This window comes from Pseudoalteromonas sp. SG45-1, from assembly GCF_014164135.1.
Taxonomy (GTDB): domain Bacteria; phylum Pseudomonadota; class Gammaproteobacteria; order Enterobacterales; family Alteromonadaceae; genus Pseudoalteromonas; species Pseudoalteromonas distincta.
Genome location: NZ_JACJEP010000037.1, coordinates 1 through 26,092, shown reverse-complemented (window position 1 = coordinate 26,092; position 26,092 = coordinate 1). Strand labels below are relative to the sequence as shown.

The 26,092-nt window shown below is 38.1% G+C and carries 14 protein-coding genes and 1 pseudogene; 12 read left to right on the top strand and 3 right to left on the bottom strand.

The genetic code is table 11. The features are described from left to right. Positions 1 to 270 precede the first annotated feature (270 nt). Positions 271 to 354: pseudogene (locus tag H5117_RS20915) on the top strand (restriction endonuclease subunit R); the annotation flags it as partial. Between the two features lie 110 nt (positions 355 to 464). Here the strand turns inward: H5117_RS20915 and H5117_RS19185 are convergent. Beyond that, entirely contained in the window at positions 465 to 680 is a 216-nt protein-coding gene (locus H5117_RS19185) for a hypothetical protein (protein WP_182738913.1), read from the bottom strand. Between H5117_RS19185 and H5117_RS19180 the strand changes: the two genes are divergently transcribed. Continuing rightward, positions 667 to 1,734 carry a putative phage abortive infection protein gene (locus H5117_RS19180; RefSeq protein WP_182738912.1) on the top strand — a complete coding sequence of 356 codons (1,068 nt, stop codon included), beginning with the start codon at positions 667 to 669 and terminating at the stop codon, positions 1,732 to 1,734. The genes H5117_RS19185 and H5117_RS19180 overlap by 14 nt on opposite strands. Before the next feature lie 11 nt (positions 1,735 to 1,745). Further along, entirely contained in the window at positions 1,746 to 4,064 is a 2,319-nt protein-coding gene (locus tag H5117_RS19175) for a DUF262 domain-containing protein (protein ID WP_182738911.1), read from the top strand. A gap of 417 nt (positions 4,065 to 4,481) precedes the next feature. Here the strand turns inward: H5117_RS19175 and H5117_RS19170 are convergent, their stop codons facing one another. After that, the gene (locus tag H5117_RS19170) at positions 4,482 to 7,160 is read right to left on the bottom strand and encodes a CHASE domain-containing protein (protein WP_182738910.1); all 2,679 of its coding nucleotides are present in this window, start codon (positions 7,158 to 7,160) and stop codon (positions 4,482 to 4,484) included. Positions 7,161 to 7,784: 624 nt separating this feature from the next. On the opposite strand from H5117_RS19170, the gene H5117_RS19165 reads away from it, so the two are divergent. Beyond that, entirely contained in the window at positions 7,785 to 9,110 is a 1,326-nt protein-coding gene (locus H5117_RS19165) for an OprD family outer membrane porin (RefSeq protein ID WP_182694195.1), read from the top strand. 106 nt (positions 9,111 to 9,216) lie between these two features. Further along, the gene (locus H5117_RS19160; RefSeq protein ID WP_182738909.1) at positions 9,217 to 10,086 is read left to right on the top strand and encodes an alpha/beta fold hydrolase; all 870 of its coding nucleotides are present in this window, start codon (positions 9,217 to 9,219) and stop codon (positions 10,084 to 10,086) included. Between the two features lie 66 nt (positions 10,087 to 10,152). Here the strand turns inward: H5117_RS19160 and H5117_RS19155 are convergent, their stop codons facing one another. After that, positions 10,153 to 10,542 carry a DUF2750 domain-containing protein gene (locus H5117_RS19155; RefSeq protein WP_002962412.1) on the bottom strand — a complete coding sequence of 130 codons (390 nt, stop codon included), beginning with the start codon at positions 10,540 to 10,542 and terminating at the stop codon, positions 10,153 to 10,155. 224 nt (positions 10,543 to 10,766) lie between these two features. Here H5117_RS19155 and H5117_RS19150 point away from each other — a divergent pair, with 224 nt between their 5' ends. The 7 genes from H5117_RS19150 (at position 10,767) to recD (ending at position 25,703) form a co-directional block, all read left to right on the top strand. Next, positions 10,767 to 11,810, top strand: a complete 1,044-nt coding sequence (locus tag H5117_RS19150) for an alkene reductase (RefSeq protein ID WP_165723927.1) — start codon at positions 10,767 to 10,769, stop codon at positions 11,808 to 11,810. A gap of 194 nt (positions 11,811 to 12,004) precedes the next feature. Further along, entirely contained in the window at positions 12,005 to 14,374 is a 2,370-nt protein-coding gene (locus H5117_RS19145; RefSeq protein WP_182738908.1) for a TonB-dependent receptor domain-containing protein, read from the top strand. Positions 14,375 to 14,447: 73 nt separating this feature from the next. Next, on the top strand, positions 14,448 to 15,575 hold the full coding sequence (locus tag H5117_RS19140; protein ID WP_182738907.1) for an alkaline phosphatase family protein: 1,128 nt from the start codon (positions 14,448 to 14,450) through the stop codon (positions 15,573 to 15,575). Next, positions 15,572 to 16,633: an alkaline phosphatase D family protein gene (locus tag H5117_RS19135; RefSeq protein WP_182671764.1), complete on the top strand. Its 1,062-nt coding sequence runs from the start codon at positions 15,572 to 15,574 to the stop codon at positions 16,631 to 16,633. The genes H5117_RS19140 and H5117_RS19135 overlap by 4 nt, the downstream gene beginning before the upstream one ends. A 160-nt stretch (positions 16,634 to 16,793) precedes the next feature. Further along, positions 16,794 to 20,093 carry an exodeoxyribonuclease V subunit gamma gene (recC, locus tag H5117_RS19130; RefSeq protein ID WP_182738906.1) on the top strand — a complete coding sequence of 1,100 codons (3,300 nt, stop codon included), beginning with the start codon at positions 16,794 to 16,796 and terminating at the stop codon, positions 20,091 to 20,093. Continuing rightward, on the top strand, positions 20,080 to 23,658 hold the full coding sequence (recB, locus tag H5117_RS19125) for an exodeoxyribonuclease V subunit beta (protein ID WP_182738905.1): 3,579 nt from the start codon (positions 20,080 to 20,082) through the stop codon (positions 23,656 to 23,658). The genes recC and recB overlap by 14 nt, the downstream gene beginning before the upstream one ends. Continuing rightward, complete coding sequence (gene recD, locus H5117_RS19120) at positions 23,655 to 25,703, top strand: exodeoxyribonuclease V subunit alpha (RefSeq protein WP_182738904.1); 2,049 nt, start codon at positions 23,655 to 23,657, stop codon at positions 25,701 to 25,703. The genes recB and recD overlap by 4 nt, the downstream gene beginning before the upstream one ends. Positions 25,704 to 26,092: the final 389 nt, after the last annotated feature.

Here is a 26,092-nt window from a genome sequence, read left to right as displayed (position 1 = left end):
TATATCAACGGATATTACAACAACGTTAGGCCGCATCATTATAATGCCGGTTTAGCGCCAAATGAATCTGAGGTTAGATATCAAGATTCTAAAACTGTGGCCAAATTTTATTGACCACTACATAGATGGTTATTTTCCGTAAGCAAAACGGTAGTTTTAACGATTTTAGTAGTGGTATTTCCTGAATTTAATGAAGCGTGTTAATCTTATGTTTTCATTACTTTATCGCGCTTCAGTTGATAGATTTTAGGGATGTTTTCTATGACGTAAATTAATAAAAAATCATTAGCTGAAACAGATATTATTACCAAGTTTATCATGCCAGCAATATTGCAATCTGGTTGGGATGATATCATTTAGAATCATGGTGGCAAAGTTGTGGTTCGCTTATGTAGGTTGCTACAAGGAGTTGTGGATACGGAACAATAATATTATTATAGTCTTTAATTTTAATTGATGTAACGTTAAAAGGAATCTTTATATATCAATACCTTAAATGAAAAATTCTCCAAAGTATTAATATTAACTGGTGTCGGATTAGTTATATTAGCAATATCATTTTTCACATATAAAGCAAATTTATTTGACTTTAATACTGCAATTGACGCAGCCATATTCGGACAATTTGGTGATGTAGTTGGTGGGGTTGTTGGTTCGCTATGGGCTTTGGCTGGGGTCATACTATTCTACGTTGGGTTAAAAGAACAAAGAAAAGCTCTTCAACTTAATGAAACAGCACTTTTGAAGCAAATAGAAGCTTTGAATGTCCAAAAAGAAGAAATGCAATTGCTAAGAAAAGAGTATGTCGCTGCAAGAGATGTATTTACTCAACAAAAAGAAGCCCTCAAAGCTCAAGCAAGCACAGCTAAAGTACAACAGTTTGAGTCAAACTTTTATTCCTTAATCAATATTTATACAAATATTACCAGAGAGTTCTTTGGTGAATCGGGTGATCTTAAACAGATCACAGATGACTTGAAAATAATTCCAAATGTTGAAGATAAAAAATTTGAAGAACGTATAAAGTTAGTTGAAGAGCATTACATTTCTATTTACCAAAAGCATAAGGATAAAATATCCCACTATTTAAAAACTGTATACAGAATTTATAAAACTATAGATGAAGAGTCTTTATTTACAGAAAAACAAAGGTTTTTTTATTCTAAAATTATTAGGTCTCAATTTACAGAAGAAGAACTTTTCATTATCTACTACAACTCAATCTCAAAATATGGAACAAATTTTAGAACTCTTATTTTGAAATATAATTTATTAAAACACTTAAGTTTTCTATCAAAAATTGAAATGAGCGATTTGCTAACTGACAATGAAAGTTTCAATTACAGAAGAGAATGCTTTTGTGAAGAGCTAGAACAGCATTTAATGAAAGCAACAAAACTCATTTCAGATTTAGAGATTGAAAACCCGCAATATTCAACCTCTATTGAGATTATCGATACAGTGGTAATACTGGAGAGTCAATTAGATGAAGATAACTATTTAACTCTATTAGTTAGTGGAGAGAATAATAATCATCTTTTGCATCTAGGAATGGAAAACAACGATGAGTTTATAGAGCTTGTTAAGTACTCAGTTTTAGATCGTCTTTTTAATAATAACTTTGAGTTTATGGATACAGGCGATTTAGTTAAAGTTTCAATATTAGATAAGTCAATCTTTGAGCTAAAAATAATAACTGAAAATAAATTACAATTAAACGAAGATCGTTTTTAGGTGAAAAAATAATGATAAAAGATGATGAGTTCGTAAGAGTTTTTAAAAACAATTTGAAAGTAAATATGCGTTCTATTTCTGTTAAGACTTTATTAGGTGACCGAAACCTTAACCGAATAAACTATAAACCTTATTACCAGAGAAATTATATTTGGGATAATAGTAAAGCTTCTTTTTTTATTGAAAGTGTATTACTGGGAACTGATATACCTCCATTGATTTTATTCAAAAGCGGAAGAACAATTGAGGTAATTGATGGACGGCAGCGTTTTGAGACATTAAAAAGGTTTAAAGAGAACTCATTCAAGCTATCAATAAATGGATTAATGGAATTAAAGTTTTTGGATAAGAAAAATTTAAATGACTTTAGTCCTGACATAAAGAACGCCTTTTTTGATACTAAAGTAAGAATTTTTGAGTTTGAAGTAGTGAATGAACCTTCTTTGAATTCTGCTCTAGAAGATAAAATTAAAAAAGAAATATTTAGGCGATACAACACTGGTATTACACCTATAACAGGCAACGAATTAGACAACGCAAAGTACGATGATGATCCTGTTACATCTTCGATAAAGGTGTTATTGGCTGATTCACCTCAATTTACTCTAAAATTACAAAATTGTTTTTTCAAGAAGAGAAATAATGGCGCATCAGAATCTAATATTACTGACTTTTTTCGCCGATTTATCACTCTTAGCCATTTCCCAATTAAAGCTTATGCTGACAGTGGTAGAACAGATACTAGGGAATTACTCTATGATTTTATTGTCTCAGAAATAGAAGATAGTGAAGCTTTTGTAGAAGAATTTAAAACGCACCTTGATAAAGTAATTTTTTTGTATGAACTGCTTCAGGAGAAAAATGCTTCCTTTATCGACAATAAGCTGGTTTTTGAATGCCTATTATGGGTGGACACTATCCTTGCAAAAGAAGGCATAGAGCTTGAAGTAAGTAACAGTTTAGTTGAAAAAATCGTTGAACATTATGATAACGTTAAGGAAAAATACGATACAGAAGGATCGCACTTTTACGGTGCGATAAATGAAAGATACACAGATACCGCATCATTTTTCGAGAAAATGTATTCAATAAATCTGATGATGTATATTAAAACTGATGGTTTTAAAGAAAAAATTAAAGATCTACGGCAAACCGAAGGTGAGAGTTTAGATAAAATATCTGCTTTAAAAACTTTAAGGCTATTGAAACCAGAGCCATCATCGGAACCATTAGAGGAAATCCTCTCTGATTTACGAACAAACAAATATCTTTTACGTCCATCATATCAACGTCAGGAAAAGATAAGTGTTTATAAAGCATCTTCGATTATTGAAAGTATATTACTGGGCATATATTTACCACCGATCTTTATTTTTAAGCGTGAAAATGGGGTGCGAGAAGTAATAGATGGGCAACAAAGGTTATTGTCTGTGCTGGGCTTTTTAGGTAGACCTTATCTTGATGAGAATGGAAATGAATATTATTCAAAAAATAGTAATTTCTCATTAAAAGGTCTTAGAATTTTAACTGAGCTTAATGGGAATAAATTCAGTGGTATTGCTGAAGAGTACCAAGACAAAATTTTTGATTTTGATTTAAATATTATTGAGATAGATTCTAAACTCAACAGTGAATTTGAACCTGTTGACTTATTTATACGTTTAAACAATAAACCTTATCCTATAAAAGAAAACTCATTTGAGATGTGGAATTCTTTTGTAAATAAATCGGTTATTCAGAAAATTAAAGAAGTTACAAAAGAAAAAAACGATTGGTTTTATTTAAGAGTAATAAATAAAAAATCATCCAGAGATAGGATGGAAAATGAAGAGATGGTCGCAGTATTAAGTTACTTGGATTATATTTCAATTTATGAGCCTGAAATATCAGGTGTCGAATTCTTTCAGAAATCAGATCGATTAAACTGCCGAATTAGCAATAAAGCTGGAGTTACTTTGTTTTTAAACTCCTTGACTGATTCATCATCCAAAACTACAAAATATTTGCAAAGTGTAGTGAGTACAAGTGAGTTTATCTCAAAAATTGAAATTTTATTAAATACAACTTCACTTTTAGAAGAGTTCAATAAGTTGTTAAATGTAAAATCTATAAAGGCCTTCACCCGAACACTCCAAGATATATATATGCTTTGGCTATGTTTTCGCAAAGTTGATATTGAAACTATAGAAAATAGCAGAGCTGAGTTAATGATAGATTTTCAATCTTTATTAAAGACACTAAAGAATGTTAACGAAGAAGATGTAGATGCGAGCTATTTACATCGTTTTGAAATGCAATTTAGTGATTTTAAGGATAAGTTTCATTATTAATAAATTGTAAATGCCTTTATGCTAAATGCTTAAAGCTCAAAATTAATCAAGCTTAGGTAACCCCTAAGCTTTTTGCTTTTAAGGTGGTAGACGTAGATGGGATCGAGGGTTTGAAGTAATACCGTCCCCCATGGCGCTAAACCCTCCATTTTATATTTACAAGTAATAAAATATTGTGTAGTTTTTAATACTTATCTATGTGCACAATTAAGTGGTGCAATTTAATATTATAAAACGAGTGAAATAGAGCTTGGATTTAATGTAATTCTTAAATTTCAATTGGTTATGTTTTTTTATTGGTAGGTTTATGATTAATTCTGAGGGTTCGAATCCCTCTCCCTCCACCATTATTCTTAGAGCCCAGTTATTAATATCGAAAGGTAACAATAACTGGGTTTTTTAATGCCCTCAGAATGACTAATTATTTACTAAGCAAAGTGTCGATAACATGCCGACAAGTTCATGTTTTTCGATTGGTTTTGAAACGTAACCATCAAATAGCTGCCTGTATATTTCTTTTTGTTCTGTAAAAACATTAGCAGTTAATGCAATAACAATTTGTTCGCTATTAAGCGTCTTAATTATTTTACATGCCTGAAGACCATCCATTTTTGGCATTTGAATGTCCATAAAAATAATGTCTGGTTTGTGTAACTCGTATAATGAAATCGCTTCTAAACCATTGTTGGCAATAATAATGGTGGCTTTAGTTGGTTCAAGCATCGCAGCTGCAACAAGCTGATTTATTTTATTATCTTCAGCTAATAAAATAATTTTTCCAGATAGGTCAGGAAGCTCAATATTTTTGGTTGTTAATGTGCTGTCATCCACCTGCGCTTGTTTTAATGGTAAGTATACATAAAACTGACTCCCTGAACCTAACTGGCTTGTTACTTTAATTTCGCCATTCATAAGGCCTATTAATGATTTAGTGATGGGTAAGCCAAGGCCCGTACCACCATATTCACGCGTGGTTGATTGCTCAGCTTGTTCAAAGCGCTCAAACAATCGATCAATTGCTTGCTCAGAGATTCCAATTCCGGTGTCTGATATACAACAACATATTTTTTTTTCGTCAGTTAGCCTAAACGTTACTGTAACGCCACCTTGAGATGTAAACTTAATCGCGTTAGATATTAAGTTTAAAAATACCTGTCTGAGTCTAACTGGGTCGCCCACCCAATGCTTGTGCTCAATATCAATCACAAATTTAAGGTAAATGTTTTTATCTGTTGCTTGCACACCTAAGTCTGACTCTAAGTGATGAATAAGTTCAAAAAAATCAAAAGGCTTATTCTCTAATGAGAGCTTGCCGGCCTCTATTTTAGAAAAATCAAGAATATCGTTAATAATGGTGGTGAGTGCTCGAGTTGAATATAGTGATTTTTTTAAATACTCTTTTGATTTTTCATTAAGCGGTTGTTCTTGTAATAGTTGTAATGTGCCAAGTATACCGTTCATTGGGGTTCGTATTTCGTGGCTCATATTTGCTAAAAATTCAGACTTTGCTTGCGATGCTTGCTCAGCAAGTTCTTTTGAGTGACCAAGGGCTTGCTCGTGGTCAATTTGTTCTGTTAAATCGTAAGCAATACCTAAGTAGCCAACGGTGTCTCCTTCGTTATTTAACAACGAAGTGACACTTAAATTAACTTGTATTTGCTCGCCTGTAGAAGAAATGTATGTCCATTGATTAATATCTGGCTCTGTTGCTGTTGCTTTTAAGATAAATACTTCAAAACCAGGGGTGACAGGTTTATTTAATTCAGCACTAAGTAGTTTAGCCTTTTTTATAATTTCTTCTTTTAAATGAAATATGCCAGGGTTTTTAATGCCAATAACATCTTGCGCTTTGTAGCCTAATAACTTTTCAGAGGCGGGATTAAATAGAGTGATTAAGCCGTTTGTGTCGGTCGCAATAATTGAATAACTAGCACTGTTTAAAATACTTTGTTGGAGCATGCTCATATCGGCTATTTCTTGCGTACGTTGTTTAACTTCGCTTTCTAGTTTTAAATTTGCTTGCTGCAATGCGAGTTTATTTTTTTTAGCCTGAAGTGTTTTTCTCTTAATTCTTTGGTTTCTTCTAAAAATAAACAATTGCATTAAAAAAACTACAAACATACAGCCAATAGTGGCGAAAGAGCCATTAACAATGGCTTGATACCGACTAGGGAGATGAAGGTTATAAATAAAGGCGTCTGAGGCATCAATGGTAATTTTCCACGTTCTACCCATTAATTTTATAATTTTAGTTAATTGATAATCGTTAGTTCTGCTTTTTATGCCATAACTAAAAAAATCAGTCTCAGTATCGTTATTTATATCACTTATCGTTAGTTGATTTTCATCAAGGTGTGAAAGTGAGTCTAAAATTTTATCAATTAACAACGGCGAATATGCCCAACCTAAAAGCTCATTAAGGCGCTGTTTTTTATTATCAGAAATAGTAATGGTTTTATATATTGGCACTAATATTAAAAAGCCTTGTTGTGAGAGTTTATTCGCTTGTACTAAAGTCAGTGGCGCCGTTAATTGGGTTGTATTATTTATGGCAGCATTTAGTGCTGCCTGTTTGCGCATGCTCTCAGATCCAATATCTAATCCAATTGCTTGTAAGTTTTTTTGCTCAGGAAAAATATATTGAATTATAAAATGCTCATCACTAGTCGCTACGAGTGTATTCAAATTAAATGTCTGATCGGGTCTATCGTTTTTTGCATCATTCAAAAATTTATTTAATTGCTCAACGCCAACTTTTTTTATATAGCCAATACCATTAGCTCCAGGGAATTCTTTAGCGTAGTTACGGCTCCCAGAGTAGTTAGTTATGGCTTGATAGTTTAAGTTATTTGCACCTATCCCATGTACAAAGCCCTTTAAACCAAATAGCCCATATTGATACAAATCGAGCCTACTGTTAATACCTGTAGAAAGCGATGATAGGCGGTTATCAAGCGCATTGTTTATTTTATTTTTTATGGCTTCTTGGTGTTTAATATGAGCAAAGTAGGTAAGTATAATGCCCGCAACTAATAAAATGACGTGAGGAAGCAGTGAGATTAATAACCCTTTATTAACCGGTCGTGCTTGAATCATTAATTAATCCTTTTTCATGAGTCGCAGTAAGTGTGTTTCTATTTTAATAACGTGATAAATATAGCACCTATTATTCAAGACACAACTTTGTTATTAATTGGAATGTATATATTTTATAGAGGTTTAGAGTAGGGGGAGTCAAAAAAGTTGATTTTAAGCCTCAAGATAAAATTAAAATACATATAAATATAATAATTTATAAATTCTGCATCACTTTATAGATACCAACAAAAGTAGTAGCAAAAGGAGCTGGTTTTTGTGCCTATTGATTTTTAGAAGAAATCAGCTGCTCATAACTTTACTTAGGTAAGTTTAAATCAAGTAAAATTTAATTAATATTATGAGGCTTTTTTAAATAAAATTAGCGACTTAGATACGAGTGAGCAAGAGGTAATCTTTACCAATTTTTACAATTCATCCGAAATAAAACAAACTCTTACTATTTTATAATATAAAAATTAAAACATTATAAATTTATATTGTTCTATATTTATTAGCATGAAAGAAAGGTAATTACTTGAAATGTAATTACCTTATGACATGTTTGCCGTGTAGGTCAAAAAGCATACACATCCCTATGTGCTGCACAGTAAAAACTTAAAAAACAAGGTAACGGAGATAACTATGGCTCACCGAGTATCTAAATTACTTGCGGCAACAGGCGCAGTATTAACATGCATTTCTATTCCTTCGTATGCTGCTGTTAATGGGCTGACAGAACAAGATGAATTTAATTTAAAACTTAGATCAATTTATTTCGACCGTGACTACGATAACGACGCAAGTGACGATTCAACTTTTGCTCAAGGTATAGAGCTCAATTACACATCAGGTTATATAAATGATTTATTGAGTGTGGGTGTATCGACTTACACCGTAATGAATATTAACTCTACAGGTTCAGCCGCAGGTAATATTTTACCAGCAGGTAATGAGAGTGGCGGAGTAGACGATAGCTTTTCTAAATTTGGTCAATATTTTTTAGATTTTAAATTGGGCAAAAACGGTCACGTTAAAGTAGGTGGGCAAAAAACCAAAAGTATGCTTTTAAAAAGCTCAGGCAGCCGTGCTATTCCTAATACTTTTAGAGGCGTTTTTGGCGATTACAAAATTGGCAACACTAAATTATATGGTTACGTATACGATAAATGGAGCCGTCGACATGATGAAAGATGGGAAGACTTTTCTACCGATCAATCGGCACCTGGCGCCATTAGCGTAATTTGGGGCGTAGGTGCTACGCATAAAAAAGACGACATAACATTAGAGGCTGAATATTTAAATTCCCACAATTATCTAAGTAAAATGGGATTAAAAATTAGTTACGACATTAAACTTGAGCAAAGTAAGTTAACCCTTTCAACTGGCATATTTACCTCACAAGATGATGGTGATTTATTTGTAACAGGCGCAGAGGGCGGCGATTTAGATGATGAAGATGCAACTGGCGCATTAACAGGTTTAACTAAAAGTGAAAACGATGGATTTGCCTATTACTTAGATGCTGATTGGAAAAAAGATATTTGGAGTGTAGGTGTGGCATTTACCAAAGTAAGTGATGCTTGGATTGAAGATAACTTTAGTGGCGATCATGGTACAAACCCATTTCCAACTCGCTCATTGATTGGTGCCGATTTAACAAATCAAAACGAGGCAACGTGGCAGGCACGTTTTGGCATTGATTTAAAAGCAGTATCGCCAGGTTTAACAACAAAGTTTTACTACACAAGCGGTAGCGATGCTGAAAACTCTGCGCTGGGTAAGTTAGCTGGCACAGCTGATGAAAAATATTGGGCTGTAGATACGCGCTATAAAGTTGAGAAAATAAAAGGCTTAAGTTTGCGCTGGTTATTTGTAGATTATACAACCGAAAAATCAGGCAGCGTTGATGGTGTTAAAGGCGACAGAGCCGACCACCGAGTTTATGTAGATTACACTATTAAATTTTAAAATAACGTTTAATAAGCCAATGCAAATTTATACATTGGTTTTATTTCCTTTATTAATTACCACTATGATAAAACAAACAAATAGATAATAAAAATAAAGCTAATATATGTTTTCTCTTCAACAGTGGCAATCGCAGGGCCAATTCACTCATATTTCTGGCCATCAAATATTTACAAAAATAGCTGGTGATATAACTAAGCCTGCGCTGCTTTTAATACATGGCTTTCCAAGTGCTAGCTGGGATTGGGAAGGTATGTGGCAAACACTTAGTGAACATTATTTTGTAATTACGCTCGATATGCTAGGTTTTGGTTTGTCAGATAAACCAATAAACGCTACTTATAAAATTACCGAACAAGCCGACTTATATACCCAATTTTTAAAAACATTAAATATTAATGACGTACATATTTTAGCTCATGACTATGGCGATACAGTGGCTCAAGAGTTATTAACAAGGCAAGTGGTTAGCCAAAGTGACTTTAAAATAAACAGCGTGTGTTTTTTAAATGGTGGGTTATTTCCTGAGGTGCATAAACCATTATTTATACAAAAGCTTTTACTTTCAAAGCTAGGTTGGATAGTGCCAAAATTAATGAATAAACAAAAATTTGCCAATAATTTAGTTACTATTTTTAGTAAAAGTACACCGCCCTCAAAACAAGTGGTAGACACACTTTGGGAGTTGCTAATTTATAAAGATGGTTTAGCCGTTATGCCTAAACTCATTAGCTATATAAAGCAGAGACAGCAAAACCGAGAACGCTGGGTTGGTGCCATCATAAATAGCAATATACCACTTACGTTTATAGCAGGCGCAGAAGATCCTATCTCTGGTAAGCACATGATTGAACATTATAAAAAGCTTATTCCGAATGCGCGCGTACAAGAGTTTGTAGAGCTTGGGCATTATCCGCAAGTAGAAAATCCAGATGCTATTACGCAGGCTTATTTGGATTTTAGAAATTGCCAATAAAAACGCGGCACTAAATTAAGTGCCGCGTTTATAAATTAATAACTCTGAGTATTTAGGCTTTGAACCTTAATATTTTTTCTTCGGTGCTTTTAATTGTTTTTCAAACTCGTCTGAAAACAATATCGTGCCGTCGTCTTCCTCTGTAGGGAAGGCTGCAATAAGTAGGTCATCTTCTTCAAGGCCTGGTGTCCAGCGACTAAACCAGTCAGCAAGTGGAATTGCTTTAGCGCTGCAGCCAGCCCATTCGCCAGTTGCCCATGCTTCTGCAAATTCGCGAGTTGGCCAAACTGGCACACAGTCGTCATCTTCGTTGGCAAGCATAACGCAGCCATCATCGTCGTTTAAAATCCATACTTGTTTAAATTGTTGTACGGTTTCGAACATATAGGCTAGGCGTTTTTTTGCCCCAAGCCCTAAAATTACAGCTTGTTCTTCGCTTAAATTTGGCGTTGTCATAATTAGCTCACTCTTAATTACTATATCTAAATTATATGCACACAAGTATATCGAGTTATATGACAGAGTGTTGAAAAGTTGCTATTTAATTTCAGCAATGCAGATCTAATTTGTATATTGAACAGTATAAGTCACAACTAATTTGAGCGATCATTCAAAATAAGCTTGAATGTTTGTAAAAAGGCCACATTGTAGTAAGCATATACTTAATGAAGGATTGAAAAATGACTACTGATCTACTTGCTCCGTTTAAACTAAATAATACGATTGAGCTTAAAAACCGCGTACTTATGGCACCATTAACGCGTTGTATGGCTGACGATAACTTAGTGCCAACACAAGATATGGTTGAATATTATGCTCGCCGTGCCGAAACCGGTTTAATTATTAGCGAAGCAACTATTATTCGTCCAGATGCGCAAGGTTACCCAAATACACCTGGTTTATTTACCAGTGAGCAAATTCAAGGTTGGAAAAAAGTAACTGATGCAGTGCACGCTAATGGCGGCAAAATGTTTGCACAGCTTTGGCATGTTGGCCGTGTTGCACATCCTCACTTTTTTGATGGCGATGTACTGGCACCATCGGCAATTGGCGTTGAAGGCTCTGTACCTCGTATGCGTGAGCTTACATACATCACACCAAAAGCAGCGACTATAGATGACATTAAGGGCCTAGTAGCTGATTACGCAAAAGCGGCAGAAAATGCGATTGAAGCGGGTTTTGACGGGGTAGAAATTCACGGTGCTAACGGGTATTTGATTGACCAGTTTTTACATTACGCTGCAAATACACGCAGCGACGAATACGGTCAAACGCCTGAAAATATGTCGCGTTTTGCACTAGAAGTAACCGATGCAGTTATCGCCGCTGTAGGTAATGAGCGTACTGCTTTACGTGTTACACCGGGTGCTTATTTTAATATGAGCGAAGATAGCCGTGATAAAGCGGTATTCGATTACTTATTACCAGAGCTTGAGAAGAGAGATTTAGCATACTTACACGGCGGTATTTTTGACGACAGTACAACGTTTGAATCGCTTGAAGGTAAAACGACGTCTGAATTTTTACGTGCAGGCTACAAAGGTACATTAGTAGGCGTAGGCAGCTATACTTTTGAGTCAGCAAAAGAGGCAATTAACGATGCTAAGTTTGATTTAATCGCTATTGGTCGCCCACTTATCGCAAACCCAGATTACATTAGCAAAATTGCAAACGGTGAAGAGTTAGTACCTTACAGCGATGAAATGCTAGCTGAATTGAAGTAACAGCTAAATATTATATTTAGTTATTAAGGCACCCAAAGTTAAATCTTTGAGTGTCTTTTTTTGTACATATTCCCGCCATAAATCTTCCATATTTGTTTAACCTTTATGTAAATAAAGTTCATCCTCGTTGTCATGTTTAAAATCCATACTGTGCTCGTTTTCATATTTCATAATTAAAACTAAACGGGACAACAATGTACGCTTTAAAAAACAAATCGCTATTGAGCATGGCTATTGCTATGGCGGTATCAACATCTACTTATGCTAACGACAACACCATAGAAGAAGTAACCGTGGTTGCTAAACCAACGAGCTACGCTAACAATGTTATTGAGCCTGCAATGCTTGAGCAACAAAGTTCGGTATCGAGCATAATATCGGTTATTGATAATTTACCAGGGATTAGCATAAACGAAGGTGATGCATTTGGTGGCGACGATTGGTCTACTACAATCACTATGCGTGGTTTTAGTATTGATGGAAACCAACAACAATTAGGTATGACCGTTGATGGCATTCCCAATGGTGGCTCTAATTACGGCGGTGGTGCTAAAGCTAACCGTTACTTGGAGAGCGAAAATTTAGCAACAGTAGAAGTAGGTCAAGGTACGTCTGATATTAAGTCGGCTTCACTTGAAGCACTAGGCGGGACATTTAACTTTGTAAGTAAAGACCCAAGCCTTGAAAAAGGCACTACCTTTGCTTATACATCAGGCAGCCACGATGCCACGCGTTATTATATTAAACACGAAACAGGCACTGTTTTTAATAACACACAAGCGTACGTAAGTTACTCGCAAACAGATACAAGCCGCTGGATTGGTTCAGGCAGTAATGGGGGCAAAGACAACCAACACGCTGAGCTTAAGTTTGTATCTAATTTTGATGATTTAACACTTACTGGTCGTTTATCTTACGATGATGTAAGCGAGACAAACTATAACAGCGTAAGCCTTGAGCAGTTTGAACAAACTCCAGACTGGGATCAGCTAACATGGAATTGGACGGGAGTTCCGCACTTTGACCAAATGTTTGCAGAAGGTTGGGGAACGCTTCGTGAAAATACCTTAGGCTATTTAAAATTTGAATACGCTATTTCACCAACTTCATTATTAACTGTTAGCCCTTATTATCATAAAAATTCAGGTCGCGGCGATTGGATCCCACCTTATTTAACAACACCTGTTGATGAAAATGGTGACCCAACAACCGAGGGTGGCACTAATGCAGGCTCTTATGGTTTTGCTGATAGTGAAGGCAACCCGCTTGCACCAGATGCCGATTGTACGCAAAGTTTGAGCTGGCCATGGGAGTCGGGTCCTGGTTTAAATCCTGCGTGTTACGATGCAACAGCAACGCCGGTTATGTCTTACCGCCATACGCATTACAACAAAGATCGTTTAGGTGTAACGGCAAATTACCAAGCTACATTTGGTGATCACGATATCGAAGCGGGCTTTTGGTATGAGCAAAGCGAGCGTGACGAGTCGCGTGATTGGCACAAAGTAATTGACGCGCGTATTTATCATCACTTTGATAGCACGCCTTACTGGACACAATACAAAAACACTTTTGATACCGATACATTCAAATGGTACTTACAAGACTCGATTAATTTTGGTGACTTAACATTAAATATTGGTGCAAAACAGTATTTAGTTGAATTACAAAAGTATGACCACTTTGCTAACGAAAGATCAGATAAAGTAGATAGCGACTCAGACGTGTTATTTAGCGGTGGCGTATTGTATCAACTAAATAACAGCACAGAATTATTTGCTAGTTACAGCGAGAATTTTTCAGCAATAAAAGACGGTGTGCTTGAGCGAGATAGCTCAACACTTACAAACATAGAGCCAGAAACTGCCGACAACATCGACTTTGGTGTACGTTACCAAGCCGACAGATTAACCCTTACAGCAACGGCTTACAGTGTTAAGTTTGATAACCGCATTACCTTTATTGCCCCTGGTAGTGGCACAGACGGCATTGATTACACCATTGGTACAAATGGCTCGTACGTAAATGTAGGGGGTATTGACTCAAATGGGCTTGAGCTTGCAGCAAGCTATATGTTAACACCAAGCTGGAGCGTGTACTCGTCGTATACTAATAGCAGTTCTGAGTATTCATCCGATGATCCAAATGCATACGATTCACAGGGTGTAATATTAAGAGATGAAAGTGGTAATGAGGTAGCACCGAGCTTTAGAAAAGGCGACAGCATAATAGATTCATCAGAAGATTTATTTGTGGTATCTACCGATTACTTTAGCGATGGCTTTCGTGTTGGTTTATCCGCTAAATACACCGGTGAGCGCTTAGGTGCATGGCAAGACGAAGACACTCGCACCCGTAATAAAGTAGACGGCTACACCGTACTTGATTTTAATGCAGGTTATTCAACTGACGTAGATGCAGGTCCGTTTAAAGCCATTGACGTATCGTTTGTTGTTTATAACGTTACTGACAAAAGCTACTTAGCAGGTGGTACTGGTAACGGCGCTACTTATTACATTGGCGCGCCACGCACCGCAGCAGTTACATTTACCGCTGACTTTTAATTAAGTTTTAGTAATTGAATTAAAATAAAGCCCATCATTGATGGGCTTTATTATATGAAAAGGCGCAAACGCGATGAAAACAATTATAAAAGTAACACTATTTAGCTTAAGTGTATTAGCGAGTAACTTTGCAACAGCAGCGCAAAATGTAGTGCTGGTAACGCTTGATGGAGTACGCTGGCAAGAAGTATTTTATGGGGCTGATAATAGCTTAATTAATAATACTGATTTTGTTAAAAAGCCAGAGCAATTAAAGACCCAGTTTTGGGCAAAAACAGCAAATGAGCGCCAGCAATTACTAATGCCTTTTTTAACGCAAGTAGTGGCTAAAAAAGGGATTATAATTGGCGATAGAGCTAACGGCTCTAATATGTCGGTAAGTAACCCGTGGTATTTTTCATATCCTGGTTATAACGAAATACTCACCGGTGAAGTTGACGAAAATATAAATAGTAATAACAAAGTGCTCAACCCAAATAAAACTATTTTAGAGCGTTTAGATAAGTTACCTGAGTTTAAAGATAGCACAGCCTTATTTGGTAGTTGGGATGTGTTCCCATACATTGTAAATACTAAGCGCAGTAACGTGTATGTAAATGCAGGTTTTATGTCAATTGAAGAGAATTTATTCACAGATGCGCCACTGTTAAATGCGCTACAAAACGAAATCCCCAGTCCTTGGTATAACGTACGACTAGACAGTTTTACATACCGCTTTGCTAAAGCGTATATGTTGGCTAAAAAGCCTAAGTTGTTAGTGATAAGTTTAGGCGAAACCGATGACTTTGCGCATGATGGTCATTACGATCAATACCTTAAATCGGCAAGGCAAAGTGACGCCTTTATAAAAGACTTATGGGCAACCATTCAAACTACAGCGGGTTATAAAAATAACACCACACTAATTATTACTACTGATCACGGCCGTGGCAATAATGCCAACGATTGGCAACATCACAGCTCTAAACGTGCACTTGCTGAGCTAGAGTTAGGTGAAAATACCTACCCAGAAGGAATTGTCGGCTCTGAACATATTTGGCTTGCGGCCATTGGCCCCGCAATAAAAGGTAGTGGCTTAATTAAAACTAAAAATGAGCTTAAACAAGCGCAAATAGCGGCGACCGTTTTAAAGGCGCTTGGGCAAAACCCAAATGAAATAAATTCAAATATGGCGCCTGCTATTAGCGAGATTTTAAAATGAAGAACCTATTAAAACCATTAACCCTATTTGCCTTGGTGTTGAGTTTGGTTATTAGTACAGGTGTTACTGCCGCGCCATCTAAAATTCTATTTGGTTCGTGTGGGCATCAAGATAAAAAGATACCCATATTTAATGCAATTAACAAAGAGAAAGGCGATTTGTTTATATTTTTGGGTGACAATATCTACGGCGATACCAACGATATGGATGTACTTGCCGATAAGTACCAACGTTTAGGGGCAAAGCCTGGTTTTAAAACGTTAAAAGCGCAAACGCCTATTATTGCTATGTGGGATGACCACGATTATGGCCAAAACGATGCAGGTAAAGAGTATCCGCATAAAGAGCAATCACGCCAAATTATGCTTAATTTTTGGGGTGAGCCTGCAAACTCAGCGCGTCGCACTCGCTCTGATGGAATTTATACCTCGTACATGTATGGTGAAAATGAGCAAACCATACAAGTAATAATGCCTGATTTACGTTGGAACCGTGATGCGTTAAACCATGTAGGTGAGCTTGAATACTACACTAAACGTAAGTTAAATAACCAAGGCCCGTATAGTCCTAGTGAAGTGAAGGGCGCATCAATGCTAGGTGAAGCCCAGTGGCAATGGCTTGAACAAGAGCTTAAAAAGCCTGCTGCAATTAAATTGATTGCCTCAAGCTTACAGCTTTCACCCGATTTTACAGGTTGGGAGTCATGGGCAAACTTTCCTGAAGATAGAAATCGTTTATTTGCATTGATTAAAAAGCATAAAGTAAATGGGGTCGTGATCATCAGCGGCGATACGCACTGGGGTGAAATATCAAAGTATCAGCAAAACCTTGATTACCCATTAATTGAGATGACCAGCTCAGGCTTAACTGAAAAATGGAAAGACGTAAGCCCTAACAAGCACCGAGTAGGGAATTATACTCATAACGTAAATTACGGTGATTTAAGCATAGACTGGCAGCAAACTGATCCCACTATTTCACTTAAATTAAAAGGCATTGATGGCCAAGTAATAATGCAAAGTGACTTTAGTTTATCAAGTATTAGCCCTTATAAATAACATTACTCTATAAACAAAAACGCACAGTGATCAAAATTAATGCTGTGCGTTTAAATTACTTGCTAACTCTCTGATTTATTAATATCAATTACCTGTTTGCGCTACCCCTAATATTGAAAATATCTTACACTGGTTTTATCTCAAGCAAGGTCAGTGTTATATGCTAAATATTATTCAATCAAACCGGATGGAAGCCCTGCAAGCGCAGTTCCACCAGCTGTTAAAAATAAACCCATTGCAAAGCCCGTTCGACAAAGAAGTGGTGCTAGTGCAATCGCCGGGTATGTCGCAGTGGTTAAAAATAGGTTTGAGCGAAAACTTAGGGGTCGCAGCGCAGGTAGATTTTCCGCTGCCGTCGAGCTTTATTTGGCAGTTGTATCAGCAATTACTGCCAAATGTCCCTAAAGAGTCGGCATTTAATAAGCCCAACCTTGCTTGGAAACTGTTTGCAATTTTACCAAACTGTATTGATGAGCCATTATATTTGCCGCTAAAAACCTATTTAGAGGGCGATATTGACGGGCAAAAAACCTTTGCGCTATGTGAAAAAATAGCCGACGTGTACGACCAATATTTAATGTACCGACCACACTGGATAGCCACATGGGATAGCGGCAAAGATGAGCTTGATGACGTAGATGTAGCCATTGCCCCATGGCAACCTGATTTATGGCGACGCATTGTAAAACTAAGCCAAGAGCTTGGGCAAAGCCAATTTCATCGCGCTAACATGCAAGGGCAATTACTTGCAGCACTTGAGACCATGGATAATAGCATACTGCCACAACGCATTAGTTTATTTGGTATATCGGCGATTGCCAGCTCCCAGCTTGAGGTGTTTGAAGCACTGAGTAAAAAAACAGAGGTTATATTATTCTTTTTTAACCCAAGTGAGCACTACTGGGGCGATATCATAGATGAAAAAACAGCAGCTAAAATAAGCGCTAAATACGCCAAAATGCCGCTGGTGGAAGCGCAACAAAAAAAACAAACCAATCCAGATGAAGAATACTACTTTATTGGTAATCCGTTGTTATCGTCGTGGGGTAAATTAGGCCGCGACTATTTTGAACAACTTGTACAGTTAGATGCCCGTTGGATTGATGGTTTTATTGATGTGTTTGACGACACCTTACTAGGGCAAGTACAAAGCGAGATTTATCAGCTTGCGTTTAAAGGCGAATCGCTGACCGATAACAAAGAGTGGTTTATAAACGACGAAGGTAAGTTACCAATCAGCGCAACCGACACCAGTATTACGCTCAGCGATTGCCATACACCGCTCAGAGAAGTTGAGCGCTTGCACGACTACTTACTTAACTTATTTAATCAAAACCCAACGCTTACTCCCAAAGACATAATTGTCATGATGCCCGATGTAGGCACTTACAGCCCTTATATTGAAGCTGTATTTGGCGGGGCGCAAGGCAGCCGTTTTATTCCGTACGCATTAGCCGATTTAGCCATAGAGCAAGAAAAGCCCGTGCTTAGTTCATTTGCGAGTTTAGCTAACTTACCGTTTTCGCGCTTTGGTGTGTCGGATATTCTCGATTTATTACAAGTGACGCAAATAGCCGCAAAATTTGGACTTGAAGCACACGAATACGAGCAAATTCAATACTGGCTTGAACGTGTAGGCGTTAAATGGGGTATAAACGCAGCGCATAAAAGCAGTTTTGATTTACCTGCTATCGATTTAAATACCTGGCAACATGGGCTCAACCGTTTATTGCTTGGCATTGCCATGCGCGACGAACAATGCCCGTTTAACGGTATTTACAGCGCTGATGAAGTAGAAGGCATGGCGCTTGATACACTCAACAAGCTCGTGCACTTTATTGATGTACTGCAAAGCTTTAAAGAGCAGCTAACGCCCGATGATACGCTCACCAATAAAGCGCATATTTTAAGCGAGCTATTAAACGCTATATACGAAAGTGAAAGCGACGACAGCTGGGATTTATTAGTACTTCAAAACGTGCTCGAAGAGTTACAAAAACACCACGACAACGGCGATTACAGTAAAGCGGTTTCGCAGCGTATTGTTAGTTACTTAGTTAAACAAGGCATTCAAGAAAAAGGCGTAGGGCAGCGGTTTTTGGTTGGGCAAGTAAACTTTTGTACGCTTATGCCCATGCGCGCCGTGCCATTTAAAGTGGTATGCATGCTGGGCTTAAACGATGCTGACTACCCACGTAACGTACAACCCATTGGTTTTGACTTAGTGCCTTATTCTAAAAAGCAAAAAGGTGACCGATCACGTAAATTAGATGACCGCTACTTATTTTTAGAAGCGCTACTGAGTGCCCGCGACAACTTATACATGAGTTACATTGGTCGCTCGTGTTTTGATAACCAACCGCGCATGCCATCAACGCTTGTAAGTGAGCTGTTAGAATATATTGGGCGTAGTTTTGTATTAAACGAAAAGAGTAAAAAAACGCTGCCCGCATGTCTAATTAATCAGCAGCATTTACAGCCCTTTAATAGCCATTACTATTTAGCCGATGAGCAAGCTAATACTGTGCTGAGCAACCACAGTTACAATCCAATTTGGCTGCCAAGTGAGTCAATTAAACCACAGCCAGTTATTGCGCTTGATGTGACTGTGCCAGATCAGCTAGATCTCGATGTGTTTATTAGAAGTGTGTGCAGCGCACAAGAGAGCTTTTATCAACAAACATTGGGCTTACGCCTGCCACAATTTAACGAAGTAGCAAAAGACGAAGAACCCTTTAGCCTAGATGCGCTGCGCCGTTATTTTTACCTTGATGAAATACTTAAAGCCAATATAAACGAGCAACCACTGAGTACCGAGCAAATACTGCAGCGGGGTGAGTTACCTCAAGCCAATGTAGGCAGCCTCATATTTGAGAGTATGGAGCACCGAGTTGACGCGCTTGCAGGGCAAGTAAAAGAGCACATTAAAGGCGGAAAAAGTGAGCCGATAGAAGTTTTGCTTACCATTGAAGGCACCAAAGTAGAGGGCTGGCTCAATCATGTTTATTTGCAAAAACAAGTGTTTTACCGCAGTGCGAGTATTAAAGCGAAAGATTTAATTAAAGGCTTTATTTATCACCTCGCAGCGCAAAGTATGGATCAACAAGTAGAAACATTGTTACTTGGGCTTGATAAGCAAATTACCTTTGCGCCAATTAATAAAGCTGATGCCGATGCATTGTTACTTGATTGGTTTGAATTATACAAAGCGCTGCGCGCAGAGCCTGTGCCATTTTTTCCGGTAAGTGGTTATGAATACGTTAAAAGCGGCGGCGATATAACAAAAGCAATGAGCAAATTTAGCCCGCAATACATAGGGAGAGGCGAGGGCGAAAACCCGTATATTCGCTTAACGGTGCAATCGCTAAACGACTGCCAAGAAGAATTTATAAAATGGAGTGATAAATTGCTCACGCCTTTATTTGAACACGCAAAGGAGAGTGACCATGCAAGCGCTTAATCCTCTTACTATGCCGCTCATTGGTCAAAGTTTAATAGAAGCCAGTGCGGGTACTGGTAAAACTTATACAATTACGGGGCTGTATTTACGTTACTTACTAGGCATGCAAATAGAAGGTGAGTTAAATACGCCGCTGAGTGTTGAGCAAATTTTGGTTGTAACCTTTACCGACGCTGCCACTCAAGAAATTAAAGACCGCGTACGCAGCCGAATTATTGCTGCGCGCGACGCACTGCTTGGGCAAAACCCAAACGACGAACTCATTGAAGGCGTAATTGCCAAAATTGACGATAAACACCGCGCGTTTGATTTACTCGATGCGGCTGCTAAATCAATGGACGAAGCCGCTATTTTTACTATTCATGGCTTTTGTCAGCGGATGCTAAAACAACATGCGTTTGAGTCGGGTGTGGCGTTTAATCTCGAATTTATTTTAGATGAGCGCGACATATTACTTGAAACTATTAAAGATTTTTGGCGTGCGTTTGTATACCCACTTAATAAAGAACGCACCGATGCTATTTTAGATGTATTTGCCGCACCAGAGTCTTTATTCGCTCAAGTGGCGAGTATTTTAAACAAAGCTAATGCGCACATTACGCCACAAATAAATTTAGACGATGTGTGGAAAGCCCGTGACGAGTACATAACCCGTGTGCCTGCATTTAAAAAAGCGGTGTTAGAGCAAGAGTTTATCGGTGCTATTAAAAGCTCGGGTTTAAGCGGGTCTAAAACGCCAGCACGAAAAGGCAGCCTTGGTGCGCTTGTAGCATTTTGTTTAGGGGGTGATTTGTTTTTTGAATTTGGCACTAGCAAGTATTCGTTTGAAGTGTGGAGTACAGAAAACTTAAGCGATGTGAGCAATTATAAAAAAAATCAGCCATTATTTGTGCATCCATTACTGAGTCAGTTTGACGAGCTTGCCGCCCTTAACAACACCATAAACCAAGGGCTCAAAATAGCGGTTGTACAACATGCAGCACGCTGGGTAAAAGCCGCAATAGTTAAGCGCAAGCAAGAGCAAAGCGTTATCACCCCAGATGACTTATTGACCAATTTACACAGTGCGCTTAATAACGAGCAAGGCGACGTACTAGCGCAAAAAATTGCGCAGTTGTTCCCGGTTGCCATGATTGATGAATTCCAAGATACCGATCCGATTCAGTACGGTATTTTTAGTAAAATTTATGGGCAACAAAATACCACGCTTGCCATGATAGGCGACCCTAAACAAGCTATTTATGGCTTTAGGGGCGCAGATATTTTTACCTATATTGGCGCAAAAGAAGCTGTACAGACTGATCAGCAATTTACGCTGGGTACTAACTTTCGCTCAAGCACCGATATAGTCAATAGCGTTAATAGTTTATTTGGCAAACACGCTAACAGCTTTATTTATAACGACGCCATCCCCTTTAACGCAGTAGCTGCTAAAGGTAAAAAAGCGGAAGACTCTTTTTTAATTGATGGCAAACCCACGACCGCATTCGAATTTAATGTATTTGTGGATGAAGCCGCAGACGAAAAAAACAAACCAACCAACAAAGGTGTAGGGCAAGCACATTTAGCCACTCACTTTGCTAATAAAATAGTGATCCTGCTTGAAAAAGCAAAACAAGGGGATGCGTGTATTGACAGTACCCCTGTCAGCGCTGCCGATATTTGTATATTAGTGCGCGACCGTGTTGAAGCGCAAATAATGAAAAAAGCGCTAGGTGATGCCAAAATTTCCAGCGTGTATTTATCGCGCGAGAGCGTTTTTAGCCAAGAGCTTAGCCATCACCTACTTAACTTTTTAACAGCGCTGCATGGACAATATGATGAGTCATTGCTGCGCGGTGTTTTAGCTGGTCCGCTATTTTGTTTAAGTTATAACGAAATACATGCACTCGCTGATGATGAAAATAAATGGCAAGACTACTTAAACTTTTTTGCACAACTTAGCCACATTTGGAACAAGCAAGGCGCTATGGCCATGCTTGAGCGCTTAATGAGCCATAACCAGCTTAGCGCTAAATGGCAAGGGTTAGGATATAACGTTGAGCGTTGGCTTACTGACTTTAGGCACTTGGGCGAAATACTTCAGCAAAAACAAATAGAGCTTGAAGGCACGCTGCGTTTACTGCGATGGTTTGCACAAAAGGTAAGCCAACAAGACGGTGAAACAGTACAGGTACGCCTAGAAAGTGACGCCAACTTAGTTAAAATTGTCACTATGCATGCCTCAAAAGGGCTTGAATACCCTTTGGTATTTATGCCGTTTGCCAGTGGCTATCGCGAAACAAAAGAAGCGCTTTATCATAATAATGGCAAGCTAGTTTACGATTTAAGTAAAGACGAAGATGCCCTTCAAAAAGCAGAACAAGAACGCCTAGCTGAAGATTTACGCCTGCTTTATGTAGCACTTACTCGCGCCGTACATTTTTGTGCGCTTGGTGTTTATAACATAGGGCAAGGACAAAGTAGCCGCTTGGCTATGCAAAGTAGTGCACTTGGGCATGTTTTATTTGCAGGGCTTGAACTTGCCAGTAGCCAAACATGGCGCACGCATTTAAGTGAGTTTTGCGACGCTAACAGCGCGATGAGCTATCAGCAATTTACCTCACAAACGTTATTAGAGCAGGGAACACTTTGTTTTAATAACAGTGAAAGTGCGCAGCAAACGTTAAGTGTTAATAAAGTAACGGCAAATATTGAGCGTAACTGGCGAGCAACCAGCTTTAGTGCGTTGAGCTTTAAAAAGCACAGCGACCAATTAGCCCCGGGGCGAAGTGATGAAGATCACGAAAAAGACGAGTTTGCAGTGCAAGAGGACGAACTACCATCACCTTATAGTTTTCCTAAAGGGGCAAAGCCTGGTAGCTGTTTACACGAAATATTTGAACAAATAGATTTTACTAGCCCAATAGTTCACCCAACTAATACTGAGCAAAACTTATCTGAAGTAGTTAAGCGCAGCCTTGAAAAGTACCACATAGGTGATCAATGGCGAGAAGTGGCTGAAAAGTGGGTACTTGATGTTCTTGCGTGCCCCCTAGATAACAGTTCTTTAGAAAAAAGCCTTCTTTCATTGGGTGTGCTTACACCCAAAGATTGCCTAGTCGAAATGGAATTTAATTTACCTCTTGAGAGCTTAAGTGCACCAAAGCTAAACGAAATGCTGGTTAAACATTTTGGTTTTACACAAAGTAAGCTTGAATTTTCGCACGTAAAGGGCTTGTTAAAAGGCTTTGTCGATTTAATATTTTGCTACCAAGGCAAATATTATATTTTAGATTATAAGTCTAATTATTTAGGTAGCACGCCAGCTGATTACGAGAGCGACATGCTTGAGCAAGCGATGAGCAGTCATCAGTATCATTTACAGTATTTAATCTACACGGTAGCGCTGCATCGTTTATTAAAACAACGTATAGCTGATTACTCAATAGAAACCCATTTAGGCGGCGTGTATTACACGTTTTTACGTGGGATGCCTGCAGGGCAAGGCGTGTACTTTAAAAAGCTAACTGAAGAACAAGTGATTATTTTAGATGGCTTATTTAGCCAAGGAGCCATGCTATGAGCGATTTAAATGAGCAACCTGGCTTGTTTGACGATATAGACGAGACACTTAATAATGAAGCCGTAGAGCCTCTTACTTCAAAAAATGTAGCACAAGATGTCCCATTAGAGGACATTGTGTTAAATAATACTATTATCGAAGTCCCGTTACTTGAATATTTATTAGCGCAAAATCGACTACGTGTGGTTGATGTTAAACTCGCTGAATTACTGTGTGCTAATGACATTGAGCAAACACATAATGAGCTGTTTTATATTATTTTATTACTGTGCTTATCGCAGCAAAGTCAGCATAGCTGCCTAACTTTAAATGAGGTTGACTGGAGCAATCCTTTTAACTTGCGCAAAAGCGACTTTAATAAACTAGATGGCAATGTACCCAGTACGCTAAGCCCGTTTAGTGATGACTTTAACGTACACACAGCGGTTAGCTATTTACAAAACCATGAAAGCGTTGGCGAGAGTAAGCCATTGCAATTATTTAACGAGCGACTTTATTTTGCGCGCCTTGCAGGTTATGAGCAAACACTTGCTGATAGACTATTAAGCATGAGCGAGCGAAAGCTCAATATTAATAATGAAATATTGGCAGAACTTTTACACACCTATTTTCCTACTGATTCAACAATTGAAACTGATTGGCAGAAAGTGGCATGTGCGATTGCCGCAACCAAAGGCTTTAGCGTGATCACGGGTGGTCCAGGTACCGGTAAAACTACCACAGTGACTAAGTTACTGGCTATTTTGCAGTCACTTTATAAAACCGCGCCCCTTAGTATTAAGCTGGTGGCACCGACGGGTAAAGCCGCTGCACGTTTAAGTGAATCTATTCTGGGCGCTAAAAATAAGCTCACAACGATTCCTGATGATATAAAAACGCTGATCCCGCAAAGCGCTCAGACTATTCATCGCTTATTGGGCGTAAAACCGTTTACTAATAAATTTAGACATAATAAAAGTAATCCGCTGCATTTAGATGTACTAATTATTGATGAAGCCAGTATGGTCGATTTATCGCTGATGGCTAAATTAATAGAAGCACTGCCCGCGCACGCGCGATTAATACTCCTAGGTGATAAAGATCAACTTGCCTCGGTAGATACCGGCAGTGTAATGAGCGATTTATGCCAAGGTTTAACACTTGGGCAAACGCCACGCTATTCGCAAGCACGTTGTGATGAGCTAAATAGTTTATGTTTTAATAATAAACCTAAACTCGTATCGCAAAGCGTGAGTGAATTTAAACTTGCAGATTGCATTGCCTTTTTACAGCACAGTTATCGATTTGACGCACAAAGCGGCATTGGTCAACTCGCACTTGCGGTAAACACCAATAACACCGGTATTTTAAATTACGTTGAGCAAGAAAGTAGTGAAGGGCGTTTTAACGATGTAATTTTAGATTACGACTTTGTAGCAAAACCGATTGAAAAACTCGTTAAAAGTGCAGCAAGTCATTATGCAAAATACCTTAACTTAATTGCCCAAGGTGCAGATGTTGCACAGGTGCATGCTGCTTTTGCTAGTTATCAGCTTTTAGCTGCGGTACGAGAGGGCGATTACGGCGTGCATAGCTTAAATCAGCGAATAGAGCGCGTATTGCAACAGCAAGGTTTAATAACAGTTAGCCCTAATACTCATCATTATACAGGCATGCCCATTATGGTGAGCCAAAACGATTACCAGCTTAAGTTATTTAACGGCGATATTGGTATTTTAATGCCCGATGAAAGCAATCAGCTCAAAGCCATATTTATTGACGAGCAAGGTAATCAACGAGCATTTTCGCCAGCACGACTCCCTGCACACGATAAAGTATACGTAATGACTATTCATAAATCACAAGGTTCAGAGTTTAGTTACACCGCTATGGTACTGCCACCGCTAAAACAAGCGCGCATGGGTATTAACAGGCAATTAGTGTATACGGGAATAACCCGCGCTAAAAATAAGTTTGAGCTGGTGGCTGACAAAAAAGTACTGCAACTAGCAATGAATAAAAGCGTATCAAGAGCATCTGGTTTATATGAAAGGTTACAATTTTAAGCTTAATTTGAATTTTTTATTAATAATTTAACTTCAAACTGCTTGTTATTTATCGCGTTATTATAAATGTCTTCTATACTAAAGTTAATTTTATATTGAATGTATTCGGGCGTGTTGATCTTTGGAGGGTGAATTTGCAGTAGTGTGTTTGGTTTTTAGCCAAGGCAGAGCCTATGTAGTGTGGTATTCCCCATAAATAGGCGATAACGTAGTATAAATACCAAACATACGCTGCCCTTTGGGTTCTTTCTAGGGACGATTAAATCTTTGTTGCCTACATGGATGTAGGTAAGGGGCGTGAGCAGGACGCGGAAGCTTTGCTCGGTTTTTACTTATTCTTACATGGATGTAAGCCATTAGAATAACGCAGGAGCAGTTATCGAGCCCAC

Excerpts from the sequence above, each read along its gene's own strand:
- H5117_RS19175 (WP_182738911.1), top strand. The coding sequence starts at position 1,746 with ATGATAAAAGATGATGAGTTCGTAAGAGTTTTTAAAAACAATTTGAAA.
- H5117_RS19155 (WP_002962412.1), bottom strand. The coding sequence starts at position 10,542 with ATGACAACGCCAAATTTAAGCGAAGAACAAGCTGTAATTTTAGGGCTT.
- H5117_RS19160 (WP_182738909.1), top strand. The coding sequence starts at position 9,217 with ATGTTTTCTCTTCAACAGTGGCAATCGCAGGGCCAATTCACTCATATT.
- H5117_RS19135 (WP_182671764.1), top strand. The coding sequence starts at position 15,572 with ATGAAGAACCTATTAAAACCATTAACCCTATTTGCCTTGGTGTTGAGT.
- H5117_RS19170 (WP_182738910.1), bottom strand. The coding sequence starts at position 7,160 with ATGATTCAAGCACGACCGGTTAATAAAGGGTTATTAATCTCACTGCTT.
- recC (WP_182738906.1), top strand. The coding sequence starts at position 16,794 with ATGCTAAATATTATTCAATCAAACCGGATGGAAGCCCTGCAAGCGCAG.
- recD (WP_182738904.1), top strand. The coding sequence starts at position 23,655 with ATGAGCGATTTAAATGAGCAACCTGGCTTGTTTGACGATATAGACGAG.
- H5117_RS19185 (WP_182738913.1), bottom strand. The coding sequence starts at position 680 with ATGACCCCAGCCAAAGCCCATAGCGAACCAACAACCCCACCAACTACA.
- H5117_RS19140 (WP_182738907.1), top strand. The coding sequence starts at position 14,448 with ATGAAAACAATTATAAAAGTAACACTATTTAGCTTAAGTGTATTAGCG.
- H5117_RS19145 (WP_182738908.1), top strand. The coding sequence starts at position 12,005 with ATGTACGCTTTAAAAAACAAATCGCTATTGAGCATGGCTATTGCTATG.
- H5117_RS19150 (WP_165723927.1), top strand. The coding sequence starts at position 10,767 with ATGACTACTGATCTACTTGCTCCGTTTAAACTAAATAATACGATTGAG.
- H5117_RS19165 (WP_182694195.1), top strand. The coding sequence starts at position 7,785 with ATGGCTCACCGAGTATCTAAATTACTTGCGGCAACAGGCGCAGTATTA.
- recB (WP_182738905.1), top strand. The coding sequence starts at position 20,080 with ATGCAAGCGCTTAATCCTCTTACTATGCCGCTCATTGGTCAAAGTTTA.